The 15,717-nt window shown below is 39.8% G+C and carries 16 protein-coding genes and 2 other annotated features; all 16 genes read right to left on the bottom strand.

Annotated elements, in window-relative coordinates:
• Nucleotides 1–70: 70 nt before the first annotated feature.
• The 16 genes from rpoB to gltX all read right to left on the bottom strand — a co-directional run bounded on the left by rpoB (nucleotide 71) and on the right by gltX (nucleotide 15,717).
• The gene (rpoB, locus tag RZN25_07180; protein ID MEQ6376609.1) at nucleotides 71–3,601 is read right to left on the bottom strand and encodes a DNA-directed RNA polymerase subunit beta; all 3,531 of its coding nucleotides are present in this window, start codon (nucleotides 3,599–3,601) and stop codon (nucleotides 71–73) included.
• 385 nt (nucleotides 3,602–3,986) lie between these two features.
• Entirely contained in the window at nucleotides 3,987–4,592 is a 606-nt protein-coding gene (locus RZN25_07175; GenBank protein ID MEQ6376608.1) for a class I SAM-dependent methyltransferase, read from the bottom strand.
• A gap of 305 nt (nucleotides 4,593–4,897) precedes the next feature.
• Nucleotides 4,898–5,263 (bottom strand): 50S ribosomal protein L7/L12, encoded by a 366-nt coding sequence (gene rplL, locus RZN25_07170; GenBank protein MEQ6376607.1) that lies wholly within the window; start codon nucleotides 5,261–5,263, stop codon nucleotides 4,898–4,900.
• A gap of 60 nt (nucleotides 5,264–5,323) precedes the next feature.
• Nucleotides 5,324–5,824 (bottom strand): 50S ribosomal protein L10, encoded by a 501-nt coding sequence (gene rplJ, locus RZN25_07165; protein ID MEQ6376606.1) that lies wholly within the window; start codon nucleotides 5,822–5,824, stop codon nucleotides 5,324–5,326.
• A gap of 38 nt (nucleotides 5,825–5,862) precedes the next feature.
• Nucleotides 5,863–6,000: a sequence feature (ribosomal protein L10 leader region), on the bottom strand.
• A gap of 49 nt (nucleotides 6,001–6,049) precedes the next feature.
• Entirely contained in the window at nucleotides 6,050–6,748 is a 699-nt protein-coding gene (rplA, locus tag RZN25_07160) for a 50S ribosomal protein L1 (GenBank protein ID MEQ6376605.1), read from the bottom strand.
• Between the two features lie 114 nt (nucleotides 6,749–6,862).
• Nucleotides 6,863–7,288 carry a 50S ribosomal protein L11 gene (rplK, locus tag RZN25_07155; protein MEQ6376604.1) on the bottom strand — a complete coding sequence of 142 codons (426 nt, stop codon included), beginning with the start codon at nucleotides 7,286–7,288 and terminating at the stop codon, nucleotides 6,863–6,865.
• Nucleotides 7,289–7,692: 404 nt separating this feature from the next.
• Complete coding sequence (nusG, locus tag RZN25_07150; GenBank protein ID MEQ6376603.1) at nucleotides 7,693–8,226, bottom strand: transcription termination/antitermination protein NusG; 534 nt, start codon at nucleotides 8,224–8,226, stop codon at nucleotides 7,693–7,695.
• Between the two features lie 144 nt (nucleotides 8,227–8,370).
• Complete coding sequence (gene secE / locus RZN25_07145; GenBank protein MEQ6376602.1) at nucleotides 8,371–8,553, bottom strand: preprotein translocase subunit SecE; 183 nt, start codon at nucleotides 8,551–8,553, stop codon at nucleotides 8,371–8,373.
• Between the two features lie 30 nt (nucleotides 8,554–8,583).
• A complete protein-coding gene (gene rpmG, locus RZN25_07140; GenBank protein ID MEQ6376601.1) occupies nucleotides 8,584–8,733 on the bottom strand; it encodes a 50S ribosomal protein L33 in 150 nt (49 codons plus the stop codon).
• 80 nt (nucleotides 8,734–8,813) lie between these two features.
• Entirely contained in the window at nucleotides 8,814–9,467 is a 654-nt protein-coding gene (gene sigH / locus RZN25_07135) for an RNA polymerase sporulation sigma factor SigH (GenBank protein ID MEQ6376600.1), read from the bottom strand.
• Between the two features lie 82 nt (nucleotides 9,468–9,549).
• On the bottom strand, nucleotides 9,550–10,059 hold the full coding sequence (locus RZN25_07130) for an NYN domain-containing protein (GenBank protein ID MEQ6376599.1): 510 nt from the start codon (nucleotides 10,057–10,059) through the stop codon (nucleotides 9,550–9,552).
• A 2-nt stretch (nucleotides 10,060–10,061) separates the two neighbouring features.
• Nucleotides 10,062–10,805, bottom strand: coding sequence for a 23S rRNA (guanosine(2251)-2'-O)-methyltransferase RlmB (gene rlmB / locus RZN25_07125; protein MEQ6376598.1), 744 nt, complete (start codon nucleotides 10,803–10,805; stop codon nucleotides 10,062–10,064).
• Nucleotides 10,802–11,200 (bottom strand): Mini-ribonuclease 3, encoded by a 399-nt coding sequence (locus tag RZN25_07120; protein ID MEQ6376597.1) that lies wholly within the window; start codon nucleotides 11,198–11,200, stop codon nucleotides 10,802–10,804. Before RZN25_07120 ends, rlmB begins: the two co-directional genes overlap by 4 nt.
• Nucleotides 11,200–12,603: a cysteine--tRNA ligase gene (cysS, locus tag RZN25_07115; GenBank protein ID MEQ6376596.1), complete on the bottom strand. Its 1,404-nt coding sequence runs from the start codon at nucleotides 12,601–12,603 to the stop codon at nucleotides 11,200–11,202. The genes RZN25_07120 and cysS overlap by 1 nt, the downstream gene beginning before the upstream one ends.
• Nucleotides 12,593–13,252 (bottom strand): serine O-acetyltransferase, encoded by a 660-nt coding sequence (cysE, locus tag RZN25_07110; protein ID MEQ6376595.1) that lies wholly within the window; start codon nucleotides 13,250–13,252, stop codon nucleotides 12,593–12,595. Before cysE ends, cysS begins: the two co-directional genes overlap by 11 nt.
• A 747-nt stretch (nucleotides 13,253–13,999) precedes the next feature.
• Nucleotides 14,000–14,213: a binding site (T-box leader), on the bottom strand.
• A 43-nt stretch (nucleotides 14,214–14,256) separates the two neighbouring features.
• Nucleotides 14,257–15,717, bottom strand: a complete 1,461-nt coding sequence (gene gltX, locus RZN25_07105; protein ID MEQ6376594.1) for a glutamate--tRNA ligase — start codon at nucleotides 15,715–15,717, stop codon at nucleotides 14,257–14,259.

Genomic DNA, 15,717 nt, shown 5'->3' with positions numbered 1-15,717 from the left:
CCTACCTCCCTAATAATCTTCGGGTTTTACCCTAAGCTTACATACAGGAACAATTTTGCTCAGCTTATGATTATTCAGATTCTAACTGTAATTTTTCTGCGGATTGTGTATCTTCGTCTTCAATGTCGCGAAGATCAATCTCTTGTTCATCGCTTGATAACATCTTTACATCCATTCCCAAGCTTTGAAGCTCTTTAATTAATACCTTGAAGGATTCAGGAACTCCCGGCTCAGGTACATTTTCACCTTTAACAATAGCTTCATACGTTTTCACACGACCAACCACATCATCTGATTTAACTGTAAGAATCTCTTGTAATGTATAGGCTGCCCCATACGCTTCAAGGGCCCATACCTCCATCTCACCAAAACGCTGTCCACCAAATTGTGCTTTACCACCAAGTGGCTGTTGCGTAACAAGTGAGTATGGACCGGTTGAACGTGCATGTAGTTTGTCATCAACCATGTGAGCCAATTTGATCATATACATGACGCCAACAGAAACACGGTTGTCAAATGGTTCACCTGTGCGTCCATCGTAAAGTACGGTTTTCGCATCACGCGCCATTCCAGCTTCTTCAAGAGTAGCCCAAACATCTTCTTCACGCGCTCCGTCGAAAACAGGAGAGGCAACATGAATACCGAGTTGTCTAGCGGCCATACCTAAGTGAAGCTCTAATACCTGTCCAATATTCATACGAGATGGCACCCCTAATGGGTTTAACATGATATCAATCGGTGTTCCATCTGGTAAATAAGGCATATCTTCTTCAGGTAATATTTTTGAAATAACCCCTTTGTTCCCGTGTCGCCCAGCCATTTTATCCCCTTCAGAGATTTTACGCTTCTGAACAATGTAAACACGGACTAATTGGTTGACACCTGGCGGTAACTCATCGCCATCTTCACGATTGAAGATCTTCACATCTAGAACAATTCCGCCTCCGCCATGAGGCACACGTAGAGATGTATCACGAACTTCACGTGCTTTTTCACCAAAAATAGCATGTAGAAGTCTTTCTTCAGCGGTAAGTTCGGTAACTCCTTTAGGGGTTACTTTACCAACAAGTAATTCTCCATCACTAACCTCAGCTCCAACACGGATAATTCCGCGCTCATCCAAATTACGAAGTGCGTCTTCACCTACGTTTGGAATATCACGTGTAATTTCCTCTGGTCCTAGTTTTGTATCTCTAGCCTCTGACTCATATTCTTCAATATGAACTGAAGTATAGACATCATCTTTTACAAGGCGCTCACTCATAATAATGGCGTCCTCATAGTTGTACCCATCCCAAGTCATGAATCCTACTAACACATTTCGTCCTAGAGCTAATTCACCAAGCTCCATAGAAGGCCCATCCGCGAGAATTTCACCTTTTGTAACTCGGTCCCCTTCACTTACAATTGGACGTTGGTTATAGCAAGTTCCTTGATTGGAACGAATAAACTTTTGTAAACGGTAACGGTCTGTGTCCCCTTTTACCTCTTTTCCATCCACAACGGAAATGCGACGAACGATAACTTCTTTTGCTTGAACACGTTCAACAATTCCTTCGTGGTGGCAAATGACGGCGGCGCCTGAATCTTTACCAGAAACATATTCCATCCCAGTACCAACAATTGGTGACTCGGGATTTAACAAAGGTACAGCCTGACGCTGCATGTTCGCACCCATTAAGGCACGGTTTGAGTCATCATTTTCCAAGAATGGAATACATGCAGTCGCAGCGGATACTACTTGTTTTGGAGATACGTCCATATAGTCAATTCGATCACGTTTAACGATGGTGTTTTCCCCACGGAAACGAGCAATAACCTCTTCATTTACGAAAGATCCATCGTCTGCCAACTTTGCATTTGCTTGGGCTACAACGTAATTATCCTCTTCATCTGCGGTCAAGTAGTCAATAAACTTAGTTACTTTACCTGTATCTGGATCCACACGACGGTAAGGAGTTTCTATAAATCCAAACTTATTTACTTTTGCATAGGATGATAGAGAGTTAATCAATCCGATGTTCGGACCTTCCGGTGTCTCAATTGGACACATACGACCATAGTGGGAGTAGTGAACGTCACGCACTTCAAATCCTGCGCGTTCACGCGTTAAACCACCAGGACCCAGGGCAGACAAACGTCTTTTATGCGTAAGTTCTGCTAACGGGTTAGTTTGATCCATAAACTGTGAAAGCTGTGAACTACCAAAGAACTCTTTAATAGATGCAATCACAGGTCTTATATTAATAAGCTGTTGTGGTGTGATCGACGCAGTATCCTGGATCGACATACGCTCACGAACCACTCGTTCCATTCTGGATAAACCAATGCGAAATTGGTTTTGTAGGAGTTCACCAACCGAACGAAGCCTACGGTTTCCTAAATGGTCTATGTCATCGGTATCTCCTACTTGATGTAGAATGTTAAAGAAATAACTAATAGAAGCTAAAATATCAGCAGAAGTGATGTTTTTAATAGAAGTATCAACCCCACCATTTCCTGTAACCGTTAAAAGTCGTTCTCCTTCAGGATCTGTTGGGTCAATAATCTTTACAGACTGTAATTTAATAACATCATTTAGTACGCCTTCATGTGGTTCTAACTCACGATCTCCCAAATTGATTTCCGAGCCTTCTAAATAAGGAAGTAAACGGTTTAGCATACGACGATCTATTTTGTCGCCTTTGCTACCCAATACTTCGCCAGTCTCAGGATCAACTAGAGTCTCTCCAAGAACTTGGTTAAACAAGCGATTTTTAATGTGAAGCTTCTTATTAATCTTATAACGACCAACATGAGCTAGATCATACCTCTTAGGGTCAAAAAAGCGAGAGAACAAGAGACTCTTTGCATTTTCAACAGTAGGTGGTTCGCCTGGACGTAATCTTTCATAAATTTCTAGTAGCGCTTTTTCGCTATTTTCGGTATTATCTTTTTCTAGAGTATTTCTTAAGTATTCGTTATCTCCAATTAGATCGATAATCTCTTGGTCTGTACCAAAACCTAATGCACGAAGCAATACGGTAATCGGAAGCTTTCTTGTTCGATCAATACGAACATGCACTACATCCTTGGCATCTGTTTCATATTCCAGCCAAGCGCCACGGTTAGGGATAACCGTTGCTGTGTACCCTTTTTTTCCATTTTTATCTACCTTAGAGTTAAAATAAACACTTGGTGAACGAACCAGCTGAGATACAATAACTCGTTCTGCCCCGTTTATTACAAAAGTACCTGTATCTGTCATCAATGGAAAATCACCCATAAACACTTCTTGCTCTTTTACTTCGCCGGTCTCTTTATTTAATAAACGAACCTTGACACGAAGAGGAGCTGAATATGTGACATCTCTCTCTTTTGATTCATCTACAGGATACTTTGGTTCTCCGAGACTATAATCAATGAATTCCAAGGAAAGATTACCCGTAAAATCTTCAATAGGTGAAATATCCTGGAACATCTCCTTCAAACCTTCTTCTAAGAACCAATCATACGAAGCTGTTTGAATTTCAATGAGATTTGGTAATTCTAGAACTTCACTGATACGCGCATAGCTTCTACGTTGGCGGTGTCGTCCATATTGAACTAGTTGACCTGTCAACTGATTCACCCCTCAAATCATGCATTTTTATTTCTGAATTTGACTTACGCCAAATCCTTAATGGCATTCGCCATTAAATCGCATTTCATAGGCATACTAAAATAGCTCGCACGGTTATCAATCATTTAATTTTACCGTCCAAGCCTATCTTCCAATCAAATTCCAAATTCCATCATTTGTCCACTTTTAGCTAGCTGAATTTCATAGAAAAAATATCTTCTATCTATGAAAACTACTCCAAGCATTTTTCGATTCTACCATTGTTTACTAAAAGCTCATGAATTATACACCCAATTGGAAAAATGAGAATTTGTGGATAATAAAAAAAATACTTGACAACAAATATCCACATTGGCATTTTTTTATAATAGCACAATGGAAATTTTCAGTCAAACTTTTTGGCCACAAGGACAAAGTAACCTTTATCTTTAACAACGGTATCTACTTCACCGAAAAACTCTTCCATTTTCTTTTTAGCAGAAGGGGCCCCTTGTTTTTTTTGAATAACAACCCATAATTGACCCCCTGAAGTTAATTTTTCAAAACTTTCTTCTAGCATCAGGTGAACAGTTTCTTTACCAGCTCGAATGGGGGGGTTTGTAATAATAGACGCAATCGGCTGTTGATGCACATCTTGCAAGCGATCGCTCTGCATTACCGTTGCGTTGGGAATGTGATTTTGGTTACGATTTATTTCAGCTAACTCTAATGCTCTTTCATTTACATCCACCAAAAGAAAAGCTTGGTCTGGAAACGCCTTCGCTAGAGATAAACCGATAGGTCCATACCCACATCCTAAATCAACATTAATTCCGTCGATCTCAGGTGGTTGATACGCATCTATTAAGACTCTTGATCCATAGTCCACTTCATTTTTAGAAAACACTCCATGATCTGTTGTGAATATAAATGAATGGTTTCGCAGCTGAAATGTAAAGTTTCTCTGATCACTTTTGGATTGTGGAGTTTTAGAATAGTAATGTTCGCTCATGTACTTCTCCTTTCGTTGATTGAAAATCACAAGGTAAATAAAGCACAAATACAAAGCGTGTTAATTGTGGATCACGAGAAAATTGAGGGATAAAGTGAAAATTGAATCAGCGGCCGTCCCCCACTGTCGTTAGCACCCAAGGGCATGACCTAAAAGCCCTTGAACCAATCGGACATTAACAGGCAATTTATCCCCCACCTACTCTTTTCTTTTCACTTAAGATTTGAGGTGGGGGTATTACCGCCCCGTTCATGTGGGATAAAGTAAAAATGAAAGCCCGCTAGATAGCGAGCTTTTCTCTAAAATTACTTAACTTCAACTTTAGCTCCAACTTCTTCAAGCTTAGCTTTAAGTTCTTCTGCTTCTTCTTTTGTAATACCTTCTTTAACAGGCTTCGGAGCACCGTCAACTAGTTCTTTAGCTTCTTTCAAGCCAAGACCAGTGATTTCACGTACAACCTTGATAACTTTAATCTTAGATGCACCAGTTTCAGCAAGGATTACATCAAATTCAGTTTGCTCTTCAGCAGCTTCGGCACCAGCAGCGCCACCAGCTACAGCTACAGGAGCAGCAGCAGTTACACCAAACTCTTCTTCAATTGCTTTTACTAAATCGTTAAGCTCAAGAACAGTCATTTCTTTGACTGCTTCGATAATTTGTTCTTTAGTCATTTTCATTTTCCTCCTTAAATAGCTAATAAAATTTTATTTTCGTATCTTATGCGACGAGCCTTATGCTCCTTCGCCTTCTTTTTGTTCTGCAACTGCTTTTGTAACATAAGCAAGATTGCGAATTGGTGCTTGAAGCACACTGAGTAGCATAGAAAGCAGGCCTTCGCGTGAAGGTAGGTCTGCAAGCTCCTTGATTTGATCAAGTGTAGCAACATTCCCTTCAATAACTCCACCCTTAATTTCTAATGCATCATGCTTCTTAGAAAACTCATTTAACACTTTAGCGGGGGCTACTACATCTTCGCTACTGAAAGCGATCGCTGTAGGACCAACTAGAGATTCGTTAAGTGCAGTTAGTTCTGCTTGCACAGTTGCGCGACGAGTCATTGTATTTTTGTAAACCTTGAATTCTACTCCAGCTTCTCGAAGTTGCTTACGAAGTTCAGTTACTTCCGCAACATCTAGTCCACGATAGTCAACAAGAATTGTTGATTTGCTATTTTGAAGCTTCTCAGCAATTTCAGAAACAAGCTGTTTCTTTTGCTCGATTACTTTGCTCATTCTTCCACCTCCTATTGATTGTTCATCATACCGCTCGCTCGTGCATGAAAAATGCCTCCATGTAGACATGGAGGCACAACATCATCAACAGTTTTCGTTCCTGTTTTCTATGAGCACACCTCGGTAGGATATTAAGCAAACGCACCTACTGTCTACGGTATAACGTATTCTATTTCACAACATTGAAGATTATATCGAATAATACAAGCAATGTCAACTTAGAAATTAACGACGCACTAATTCAGAAACATCAACTTTCACACCAGGGCCCATCGTAGAAGCAACAGCTGCATTACGCATATAAACACCCTTAGAAGATTGAGGCTTTACTTTTAATAAAGTTTCTGTAATAGCTTCGAAGTTTTCAACAAGCTTTTCTGTATCAAAAGATACTTTACCGATCGGCACGTGAACGTTAGAAGACTTATCCACGCGATACTCTACCTTACCAGCTTTAATATCCTTTACGGCTTTTTCTACTTCAAAAGTAACCGTTCCAGTTTTAGGGTTTGGCATTAAACCTTTTGGTCCAAGAACACGACCTAGTTTACCAACCTCTGCCATCATATCTGGAGTTGCTACGATCACATCAAACTCAAACCAACCTTGGTTAATTTTATTGATATAATCAGATTCTCCAACGTAATCTGCTCCAGCAGCTTCAGCCTCTTTCGCTTTATCTCCTTTTGCAAATACAAGCACACGTTGAGTTTTACCAGTTCCGTGTGGCAAAACAAAAGCGCCACGAATTTGTTGGTCTGCTTTCTTAGGATCTACTCCAAGACGGAAAGCAGCTTCTACTGTTTCATCAAATTTAGCTTTCGCTGTTTGCTTCACTAATTCAATTGCTTCTTTTACTTCATAAGCTTGAGTACGGTCAATTAGCTTTTCAGCTTCTGCATAACGCTTACCTTTTTTAGCCATATTCAATTTCCTCCTTGATTGTGGTTTTAACGGTTTTACCTCCCACGAATAAAGGTTGCGAAATGGAAACCCATCTTCGCAACCCTTTCCTCCATCTAGAGTGCTACTGTGGGTTTAATCTTCAATGACGATTCCCATACTACGCGCAGTACCTTCTACCATACGCATAGCCGCTTCAACGTCAGCAGCATTCAGGTCAGGCATCTTGGTTTCTGCAATTTCACGAACCTTATCGCGCTTTACAGTCGCAACTTTGTTGCGGTTTGGCTCCCCAGATCCTGATTCGATACCAGCTGCTTTCTTTAGAAGAACTGCAGCGGGCGGAGTTTTAGTGATGAATGTAAATGAACGGTCTTCAAACACCGTGATTTCAACTGGAATAATCATGCCAGCTTGATCTGCTGTACGTGCGTTGAATTCTTTACAAAATCCCATAATGTTTACACCCGCTTGACCTAATGCTGGTCCAACTGGTGGTGCCGGGTTGGCTTTTCCTGCAGGAATTTGTAGTTTGACAACTTTAATTACTTTTTTAGCCACGAGACACACCTCCTTAAGTCCGTGATGTGGTAACGGGGTTTGTCCCCTCCCACTCATTTATCTATCCTTGCCTTGGTTCGCGGCATAAAGAACATAAAAAATTTTAGCATTAATGCGTAGAGATTGCAAGTGCTAATTATAAATGAAAAGCCAAACGCCCTGTTCATCGACGTAAGGATGTTGACCTCATCGAGATTAAGGATCGTCGGTTAAAAACGTCACATTGTGTGACAACGCCGATGCGACCTACATCCTGCAGACCCATAGGATACACGATTCACAACGCGAATCGATGTTGACTTATCGACCCGAGATGAGGGACCGATTCTAGTCAATAGAGCTAGACTGATAAGAGGCTTGACCCTTATCAGACGCAACCTTATCAGACGCAACCCTTTCAGACTTTAAAGCTTTTCAATTTGAGAAAAGTCTAGCTCTACTGGAGTTTCTCGTCCAAACATGTTCACATGAACCTTTACCTTTTGCTTGTCTATATCAATATGTTCAATACTTCCTGTAAAGTTAGCAAAAGGCCCTTCTTTTACTCGAACGGATTCTTTCAACTCAAAGTCCACCTCAGTAACCGTTTCTTCCATACCCATGCGCTTCAAAATAACATCTGCCTCTTCCGGCAAAAGCGGAGTTGGTTTAGATCCAGATCCTGACGAACCAACAAACCCAGTTACCCCTGGAGTATTTCGAACGACATACCAGGAATCATCAGTCATAATCATTTCAGTTAAAACATATCCTGGAAATACTTTCTTCTTTGCAGTCTTACGTTTCCCGTTTTTGATTTCCGTCTCTTCTTCCTCAGGAACCATTACTCGGAAAATCTTATCCTGCATTCCCATTGAATCTACTCTTTTTTCAAGGTTTGTTTTGACCTTGTTTTCGTAGCCGGAATACGTGTGCATTACATACCATCTTTTTTCCATTGTCATATAGGACAAACTGGGTTGCCCTTCCCTCCCTACTTAATCTAATTCATAACGTTCACTTAATTTTTTGTAATTAAAAAACCCGTTAAACGGGTTTTCTCACCAAGATTCTATCTACATTATAGCATAACATATCCGACTTTATTCGAAAAACAGTTCAAGAAATGAAGAAATTCCAAGATCTACTACTGCAAAAAACACTGCAACAAACAAAACAGTTGCAACTGTTGTAATTGTATATTTCGTAAGTTCTTTTCTCTTAGGCCAACTTACTTTTCGCATTTCGCGTGCAATATCTTTAAAAAACTTTCCAATCTTCATGATGTTCCCCCCTATTTTCCCAAGCCTGGAACACTATTTTGTTTCCCGATGAAGGGTATGTTTCTCACATTTTTTACAATACTTTTTCACTTCTAATCTTTCAGGCTGACTTTCTGTATTTTTATAAGAACTATAATTACGTTGATAGCACTCTGAACAAGCTAAAATAAGTTTTTTCCTCATCACTAACACCCCAAAAGGGTTCTATTTATAGTCACTTCTCATAATGTAGCACGAGCTGTATAAAAAAGTCAATGACTTCCTTACAGTGAGATTTCACTTAACTCCAGATAACGTTCTAATTTTCTTTTCACTCGCTGTAAGGCGTTATCTATAGACTTTACATGCCGGTCCAATTCTAAAGAGATTTCTTGGTAGGACTGCCCGTCCAAATATAAATTTAGAACTTTTCTTTCAAGATCACTTAAAATTTCGGCCATTTTGAACTCCATATCTCCAAAACGTTCCTGATTAATAATCATTTCTTCAGGGTCTAAAGATTTTGCACCTGCAATCACATCTAATAACGTCCGGTCTGACTCTTCATCATAAATTGGTTTATCTAAAGATACATAGGAATTTAAAGGGATATGTTTTTGACGTGTGGCTGTTTTAATAGCTGTAATAATCTGACGGGTTACACATAATTCAGCAAAAGCTTTAAAAGAAGAGAGCTTGTCCATTTGAAAATCACGTATAGCTTTATATAAACCTATCATTCCTTCTTGAACAATATCCTCACGATCTGCACCAATCAAAAAATAAGTCCTAGCTTTTGCACGGACAAAATTTTTGTACTTATGGATTAAATATTCTAATGCATGAGTATCCCCAGCCTGAACAAGTTCAACAACATCTTCATCTGACAATTTCTCAAAAAAACCATTTTTCCAGTTTTCATCTTGTGAGTAATTCACGAAGGTATCCCCCTGAACGTAATTCCCTAAATATAGAAATATTATACAGGATGCGTCTCGTAAGCGTCAACATAAGTATTCCCTACTTTTCCCCTCTTCTCCATCTTTCAAAAACCTCTAACACATCTTTGGAGATTGGAATTTTAGAATGATGAACAACTTCTTTTTGCTTTTTAACTTCCTTTCTGATATCTGTTTCTACTTCCTCCATCTCCAACAGAAGCTCCCTTGCAGACTTTCGAAGTGCTCCTTGAGCGAAGATTGTACGTTGTTCCGTATAGTCCGAAGTAGCCACATACACTTGATTTTTTACGTTTTTAATTTTTTTGACTAACCGCTCGATACATTCGTCTGCTGTCTCATTCTCACGTGTAAAAACAACTTCGACTTTTCTTGTTTTAATTTTCTTTTCATTCCCTTTTACAAAGTGAGCATCAAAAACTACAATTACTCGAAACCCAGTAATCGCTCGATATTCAGACATATAATCAATTAACTTATCTCTTGCCTGCGCTAAATCCCTCTCCCTAAGATTACGCAAATCAGACCATGCGCCAATGATGTTATAACCATCGACGATCAAGGCATCCATTTTCAATCACCTATAGGATTGCGTTTCCTATAAACTTCATACATGAGGAGAGAAGCTGCAACTGATGCATTCAATGAAGTGACCTTCCCCTTCATTGGGAGTCGAATCATCCAATCGCAATTTTTTTGCACGAGACGACTAATCCCTTTGCCTTCACTACCAATAACTAAAGCAAGGGGTAATGTTCCATCAAGTTCTCGATAATCCTCTTTACCTTCCGCATCAGTACCAACCACCCAGACTCCCTTTTCCTTTAATTCATCGATGGTTTGTGAGAGGTTGGTTACTCTTACTACGGGCACATATTCAATAGCTCCTGTTGAGGCTTTAGCCACTGAAGCTGTTAATCCCACAGATCTCCGCTTCGGAATAATAATACCGTGAGCTCCTACCGCATCCGCTGTACGCAAAATCGATCCAAGATTGTGAGGGTCCTCCAGCTCATCAAGTAGAAGAAAGAAAGGTGCTTCCCCTTTTTCATTCGCTTTAGCAAACAAAGCATCCAAAGTGGAATATTCATAGGCAGCTACCGAAGCTGCAACTCCCTGATGATTTCCTTCAAACATTTGATCTAACTTCTTCTTGGGCACCTGCTGAACAATCGTATTATTTTGTTTGGCTAACTGTTGTATTTGCTTTGTTGCTTGAAACTGAAGGTGCTCCGCTATCCATATTTTATTCATTTCTCGGCCTGACCGTAATGCTTCTAACACTGGATTCTTTCCAATAATCCATTCTTCACTCACTGGGAATCGCTCCTTTCTACAGACTTGATGGCTAATTCTACGAGATCAATAAGTCTTTCATTTTGATGGGAAAAATATAAGTATCCTAATAACGCCTCGAACGCAGTACTGTATCGATAGGTTTGCACATCGGTGTTTTTAGGAACTGAACCCGATTTTGCATTTCGTCCCCTTCGAACAACAGCTACCTCTTCTTCTGACAACAGCTGATCTTCTATCCATTCACGCAAAACCCTTGCTTGAGATTTAGCAGACACAAAGCGGACCGCACCTTCGTGTAGGCGCTGCGGCATGACTTGACCACTTCGTATCAGATGTTCTCTAACATATTGCTCATATAGGACGTCCCCCATATAAGCCAGAGTTAAGCTTTTCATTTGTTTAGCATCCACCATTATGATCCTCTTTTCCAACGAGTTCCCTGTGGTGTATCCTCTAACATTATATTTTTCTCCTTCAACAAATCACGAATTTCGTCTGCTCTTTGAAAATTCCTATCCTTTCTTGCCTGGATACGCTCCGCAATTAAAGAATCAATTTCCTCGTCTAAAAGTTTTTCTTCTACTTTCAGCATAATCCCTAACACGTTAGCAATCTTTTCAAAGGCCTGTTGAAAACTTTCAATGGTTTCTTTAGAAGTATGCCCTTGTTGTAGATAGACATTACTTTCCTTTGTTAAATCGAACAGAACAGCAATGGTGTTTGCTGTATTAAAATCATCGTCCATTTCCTCTTCAAAACGTTGAATAAACTCATCAATCTTTGCGTTAATTTCTTCTTCCTCTTTACCAAATCCTGTAGACGAATGTTTTCGATGCTCTAAATTCTGATAGGCATTGCGGATCCGATCTAATCCGTTTTTCGCACTATCTAATAACTCATCACTAAAATTAATAGGATGACGATAATGGACACTAAGCATAAAGAAACGAACAACTTGTGGATCATGTTTTTGAATCATTTCATTCACTAAAATAAAATTTCCTAGAGACTTAGACATTTTTTCATTGTCGATTTTCAAATAACCATTATGCATCCAGTAGTTAGCAAACTTCTTTTCGTTCAATGCCTCAGACTGCGCAATCTCATTTTCATGATGAGGAAAAGTGAGGTCTTGCCCTCCGGCATGGATATCAATTGTATCCCCTAGGTATTTCTTAGCCATAGCTGAGCATTCAATATGCCAACCAGGACGACCTTTACCCCATGGACTCTCCCATGAAATTTCTCCAGGTTTCGCTTGCTTCCAGAGGGCAAAATCCAGTGGATCATCCTTTTTCTCTCCCACTTCAATACGTGATCCCGCACGTAATTCATCGATAGATTGATGTGATAGTTTTCCGTATTCTTTGAAAGAACGGGTGCGATAATACACGTCGCCCTCAGATTCGTAGGCATAACCCTTTTTGACCAAAGTATCAATAAAGGCAATGATCTCTTCCATATTTTCTGTTACTCTTGGATGATCAACGGCCTCTTTTACGCCAAGGGCACCTACATCTTGTTTATAGGAATCGATAAAGCGTTCGGCTAACTGCGGAACTTCCTCACCCAATTCATTGGCCGCTTTAATTATTTTGTCATCCACATCGGTAAAGTTTAGGACATAGTGAACATCATAATTTTGGTATTCAAAATATCTTCTCACGGTATCAAAAACAATGGCTGGCCTAGCGTTCCCTATATGAATATAATTATAGACGGTAGGACCGCATACATACATTTTTACTTTTCCTTCTTCTATAGGAGTGAAGACTTCTTTCTTTCGTGTTATCGTATTATATAATTTAATGGCCATGGGTCCTTTCCTCCTTACGTTCTAACTCTTCCTGTAGTTTTTTTATTTCTTCTTCCATTTTGTTCATTCGGTCTAAAACTGGATCTGGTAGCTTGTGGTGATCAAGGTCACGACGCACTTTTTTGCCATCTTGTATAACGACTTGCCCAGGGATACCAACCACGGTAGAATTTGGTGGCACATCATGTAATACGACAGAACCCGCTCCAACCTTTGAATTCTCTCCAATAACAATGGAACCTAAAACTTTTGCTCCTGTTGCTATTAAAGCATTATCCTTGATTGTTGGATGACGCTTTCCTTTTTCTTTTCCTGTCCCTCCAAGAGTTACCCCTTGAAAGATGGTAACATTATCTCCAATTTCGCAAGTTTCCCCAATAACGACTCCCATCCCATGATCGATAAAAAACCTTCTACCAATTTTAGCACCAGGATGAATTTCAATCCCTGTAAAAAAACGGCTTACCTGGGAGATAACTCTAGCTAAAAAGAAAAATTTACGCTTATATAACGCATGGGCCAATCTATGATTCCAAATCGCATGAAGCCCCGAATAGGTTAATACAACTTCAAAATAAGTCCTTGCTGCAGGATCCTGATCAAAAACAACATCTACATCATCTTTTAACATTCGATAGATTTTTTTCATCCTGTTCCCCCCTTTATTCTCCTCTTCCACATAAAGTAAAACTTCAATCAGAGGCCGTCCCCACCACCTACTCTTTTCGTTTCACTTAAGATTCGCGCTAAATAGTTTATTGTAGCTTTCTGTCCTGTATCTCAAAGGAAACACGGTTCACACGGGCTCGCCCATTCGGTGTTGCAAATCATTTCGGTGGGACGAGTAATCGCAGTCCCAGGATGTCGCGTTTTTAACCGAACCTCCTTCATCGATAATGACTGGAGGGAACCGACTCTAGTCGATAGGCTGCCCCTCGAAACAAGAAAATCGCTTGTTTCTGCGAAGAACCTCTAAGTAGATTTCCTTACTCGGGGCGAAGATTACTCGAGGAAGCTTTTTCGCTGGAGCTAGACAAATTTTATACTTTTGTATGAAAATAGACCCTGTAAAACTTTTGTTTACGTGATCAAGTCACAATAGATGGTACTTCTATACCGTCACAACCCGTTTCTTATGCAGGGTATCCTTTTTCAGGATCCACCAATGTATATTTCGACCTGGTCATATTGTTATTAAAGGTATTCCCAAAGATTAGGAATCCATTTTCATGGTAGATGGTGGCTCCGCGAAGCGAGCCATAATGATTTCTTATCTTTTTAGAAAAACTCGGCTTATCACCAAGTCCTAACGGCGAAAGCATTAGTTTTACTTATACTATTAACCGGCTAAAGTTGCAGCTGATAGTATAAAAAAATGCGTCTCTGTACAGTACTGTACAGAGACGCTTTTCGCGCGGTTCCACTCTGTTTGAGAGAATTCTCTCCAACTTATCCCTTGATAACGGCTGGTACCGCTCTTATTTACTTAGTTTCAATAAGAGACTTCCGAGGTGCATTTCAATTAAGTATCCTTATAACCACTCTCAGCCATGGTGATTATTCTCTGGATAAGGAACCCTTAATCTACTTCTCCCCATCAACGTTCAAAAATATTGTACTACTACTATATTACATTCCTTTTAAAAAGTGAAATTATTTATTTAGCACATTTAAAACTTGTTCTATACGATAAACCACCACTTCTTGGCCTAATAAGTATAGGGTATCGTTTAAGTCACGGCCATGGGTTTGTCCAGTAGCTGCAACACGAATCGGCATGAACAGGTTCTTTCCTTTTTGGTTGGTTTCTTTTTGGGTTGCCTTAATTGCTCCTTTTATGGAGTCCGAACGATATTCTTCTACTTGTAGAAGCTGATTCTTAAACTCCTTTAAGACTTCTGGAACTGTCTCCCTGTTAAGAACTTCCATTGCTTCCTCTGGATACCCGACCTCTTTTTTGAAAAAGAGATCTGTAAGCTCCACAATTTCTGCTCCATAGCTTAATTGCTCCTTATATAAGGCGATTAAATCTTTAGCCCACTCTTCAGATTTCCCCTCAAGCAAACCCGCTTTCTTCAAAAAAGGTAGCGCTAATGTAACAATACGACCTAAATCAGCGGATTTAATGTATTCATTATTCAACCATTTTAATTTAGTTGGATCAAAAACCGCTGGTGATGTAGCTAAACGATTAGGATCAAAAATTTTAATAAATTCTTCTCTGGTATAGATTTCTTCTTCGCCAACTGGTGACCAACCAAGAAGAGCAATATAGTTAAATAGAGCTTCTGGTAAGTATCCCAAATCAGCATATTGTTCAATAAATTGAATAATGGATTCATCCCGCTTACTCAATTTCTTTCTTTGCTCATTAACGATTAGCGTCATATGTCCAAAGGTCGGAACATCCCATCCAAGAGCCTCATAAACCATCATTTGCTTAGGAGTGTTGGAGATGTGATCCTCCCCACGAAGAACATGTGTAATTTCCATGAGGTGGTCATCAACCGCTACCGCAAAATTATAGGTTGGAATTCCATTTTTCTTTCGGATGACCCAGTCACCAAAGTCATTCGATTCAAATGAAATATCTCCCTTGACCATATCCTTAAAGCGGTAGGTCCTATTCTCAGAAACTCGAAGACGAATACTTGGTAAACGTCCCTCTTCTTCAAATTGCTTTTGTTGTTCCTCTGTTAGATCGCGATGTGCTCCTGAATATTTTGGAATTAATACACCCTGAGCCTTCTGTTCCTCTCTTTCTTGCTCCAATTCTTCTTCTGTCATATAGCATTTATACGCAAGTCCGCGTTGCAATAGTTCGTCCACGTATTGGTTATAGATATTTAACCGGTCGGTTTGACGATATGGTCCAACTGGTCCACCAACATCCGTACTTTCGTCCCAATCAATCCCGAGCCATTTTAGCCATTTCATTTGGCTCTCTTCTCCACCTACAACATTTCTCTTGTCATCTGTATCCTCTATACGAATAATAAATTTCCCATTTGTACTCCTAGCAAATAAATAATTAAATAATGCGGTTCGTGCATTACCAATATGCAAATGCCCAGTTGGACTTGGAGCGTATCTTACCCGAATTTCCTGTGCCAT

Source organism: Bacillaceae bacterium S4-13-56, from assembly GCA_040191315.1.
Classification (GTDB): domain Bacteria; phylum Bacillota; class Bacilli; order Bacillales; family JAWJLM01; genus JAWJLM01.
This window is presented reverse-complemented; position numbering and strand designations above follow the sequence as displayed.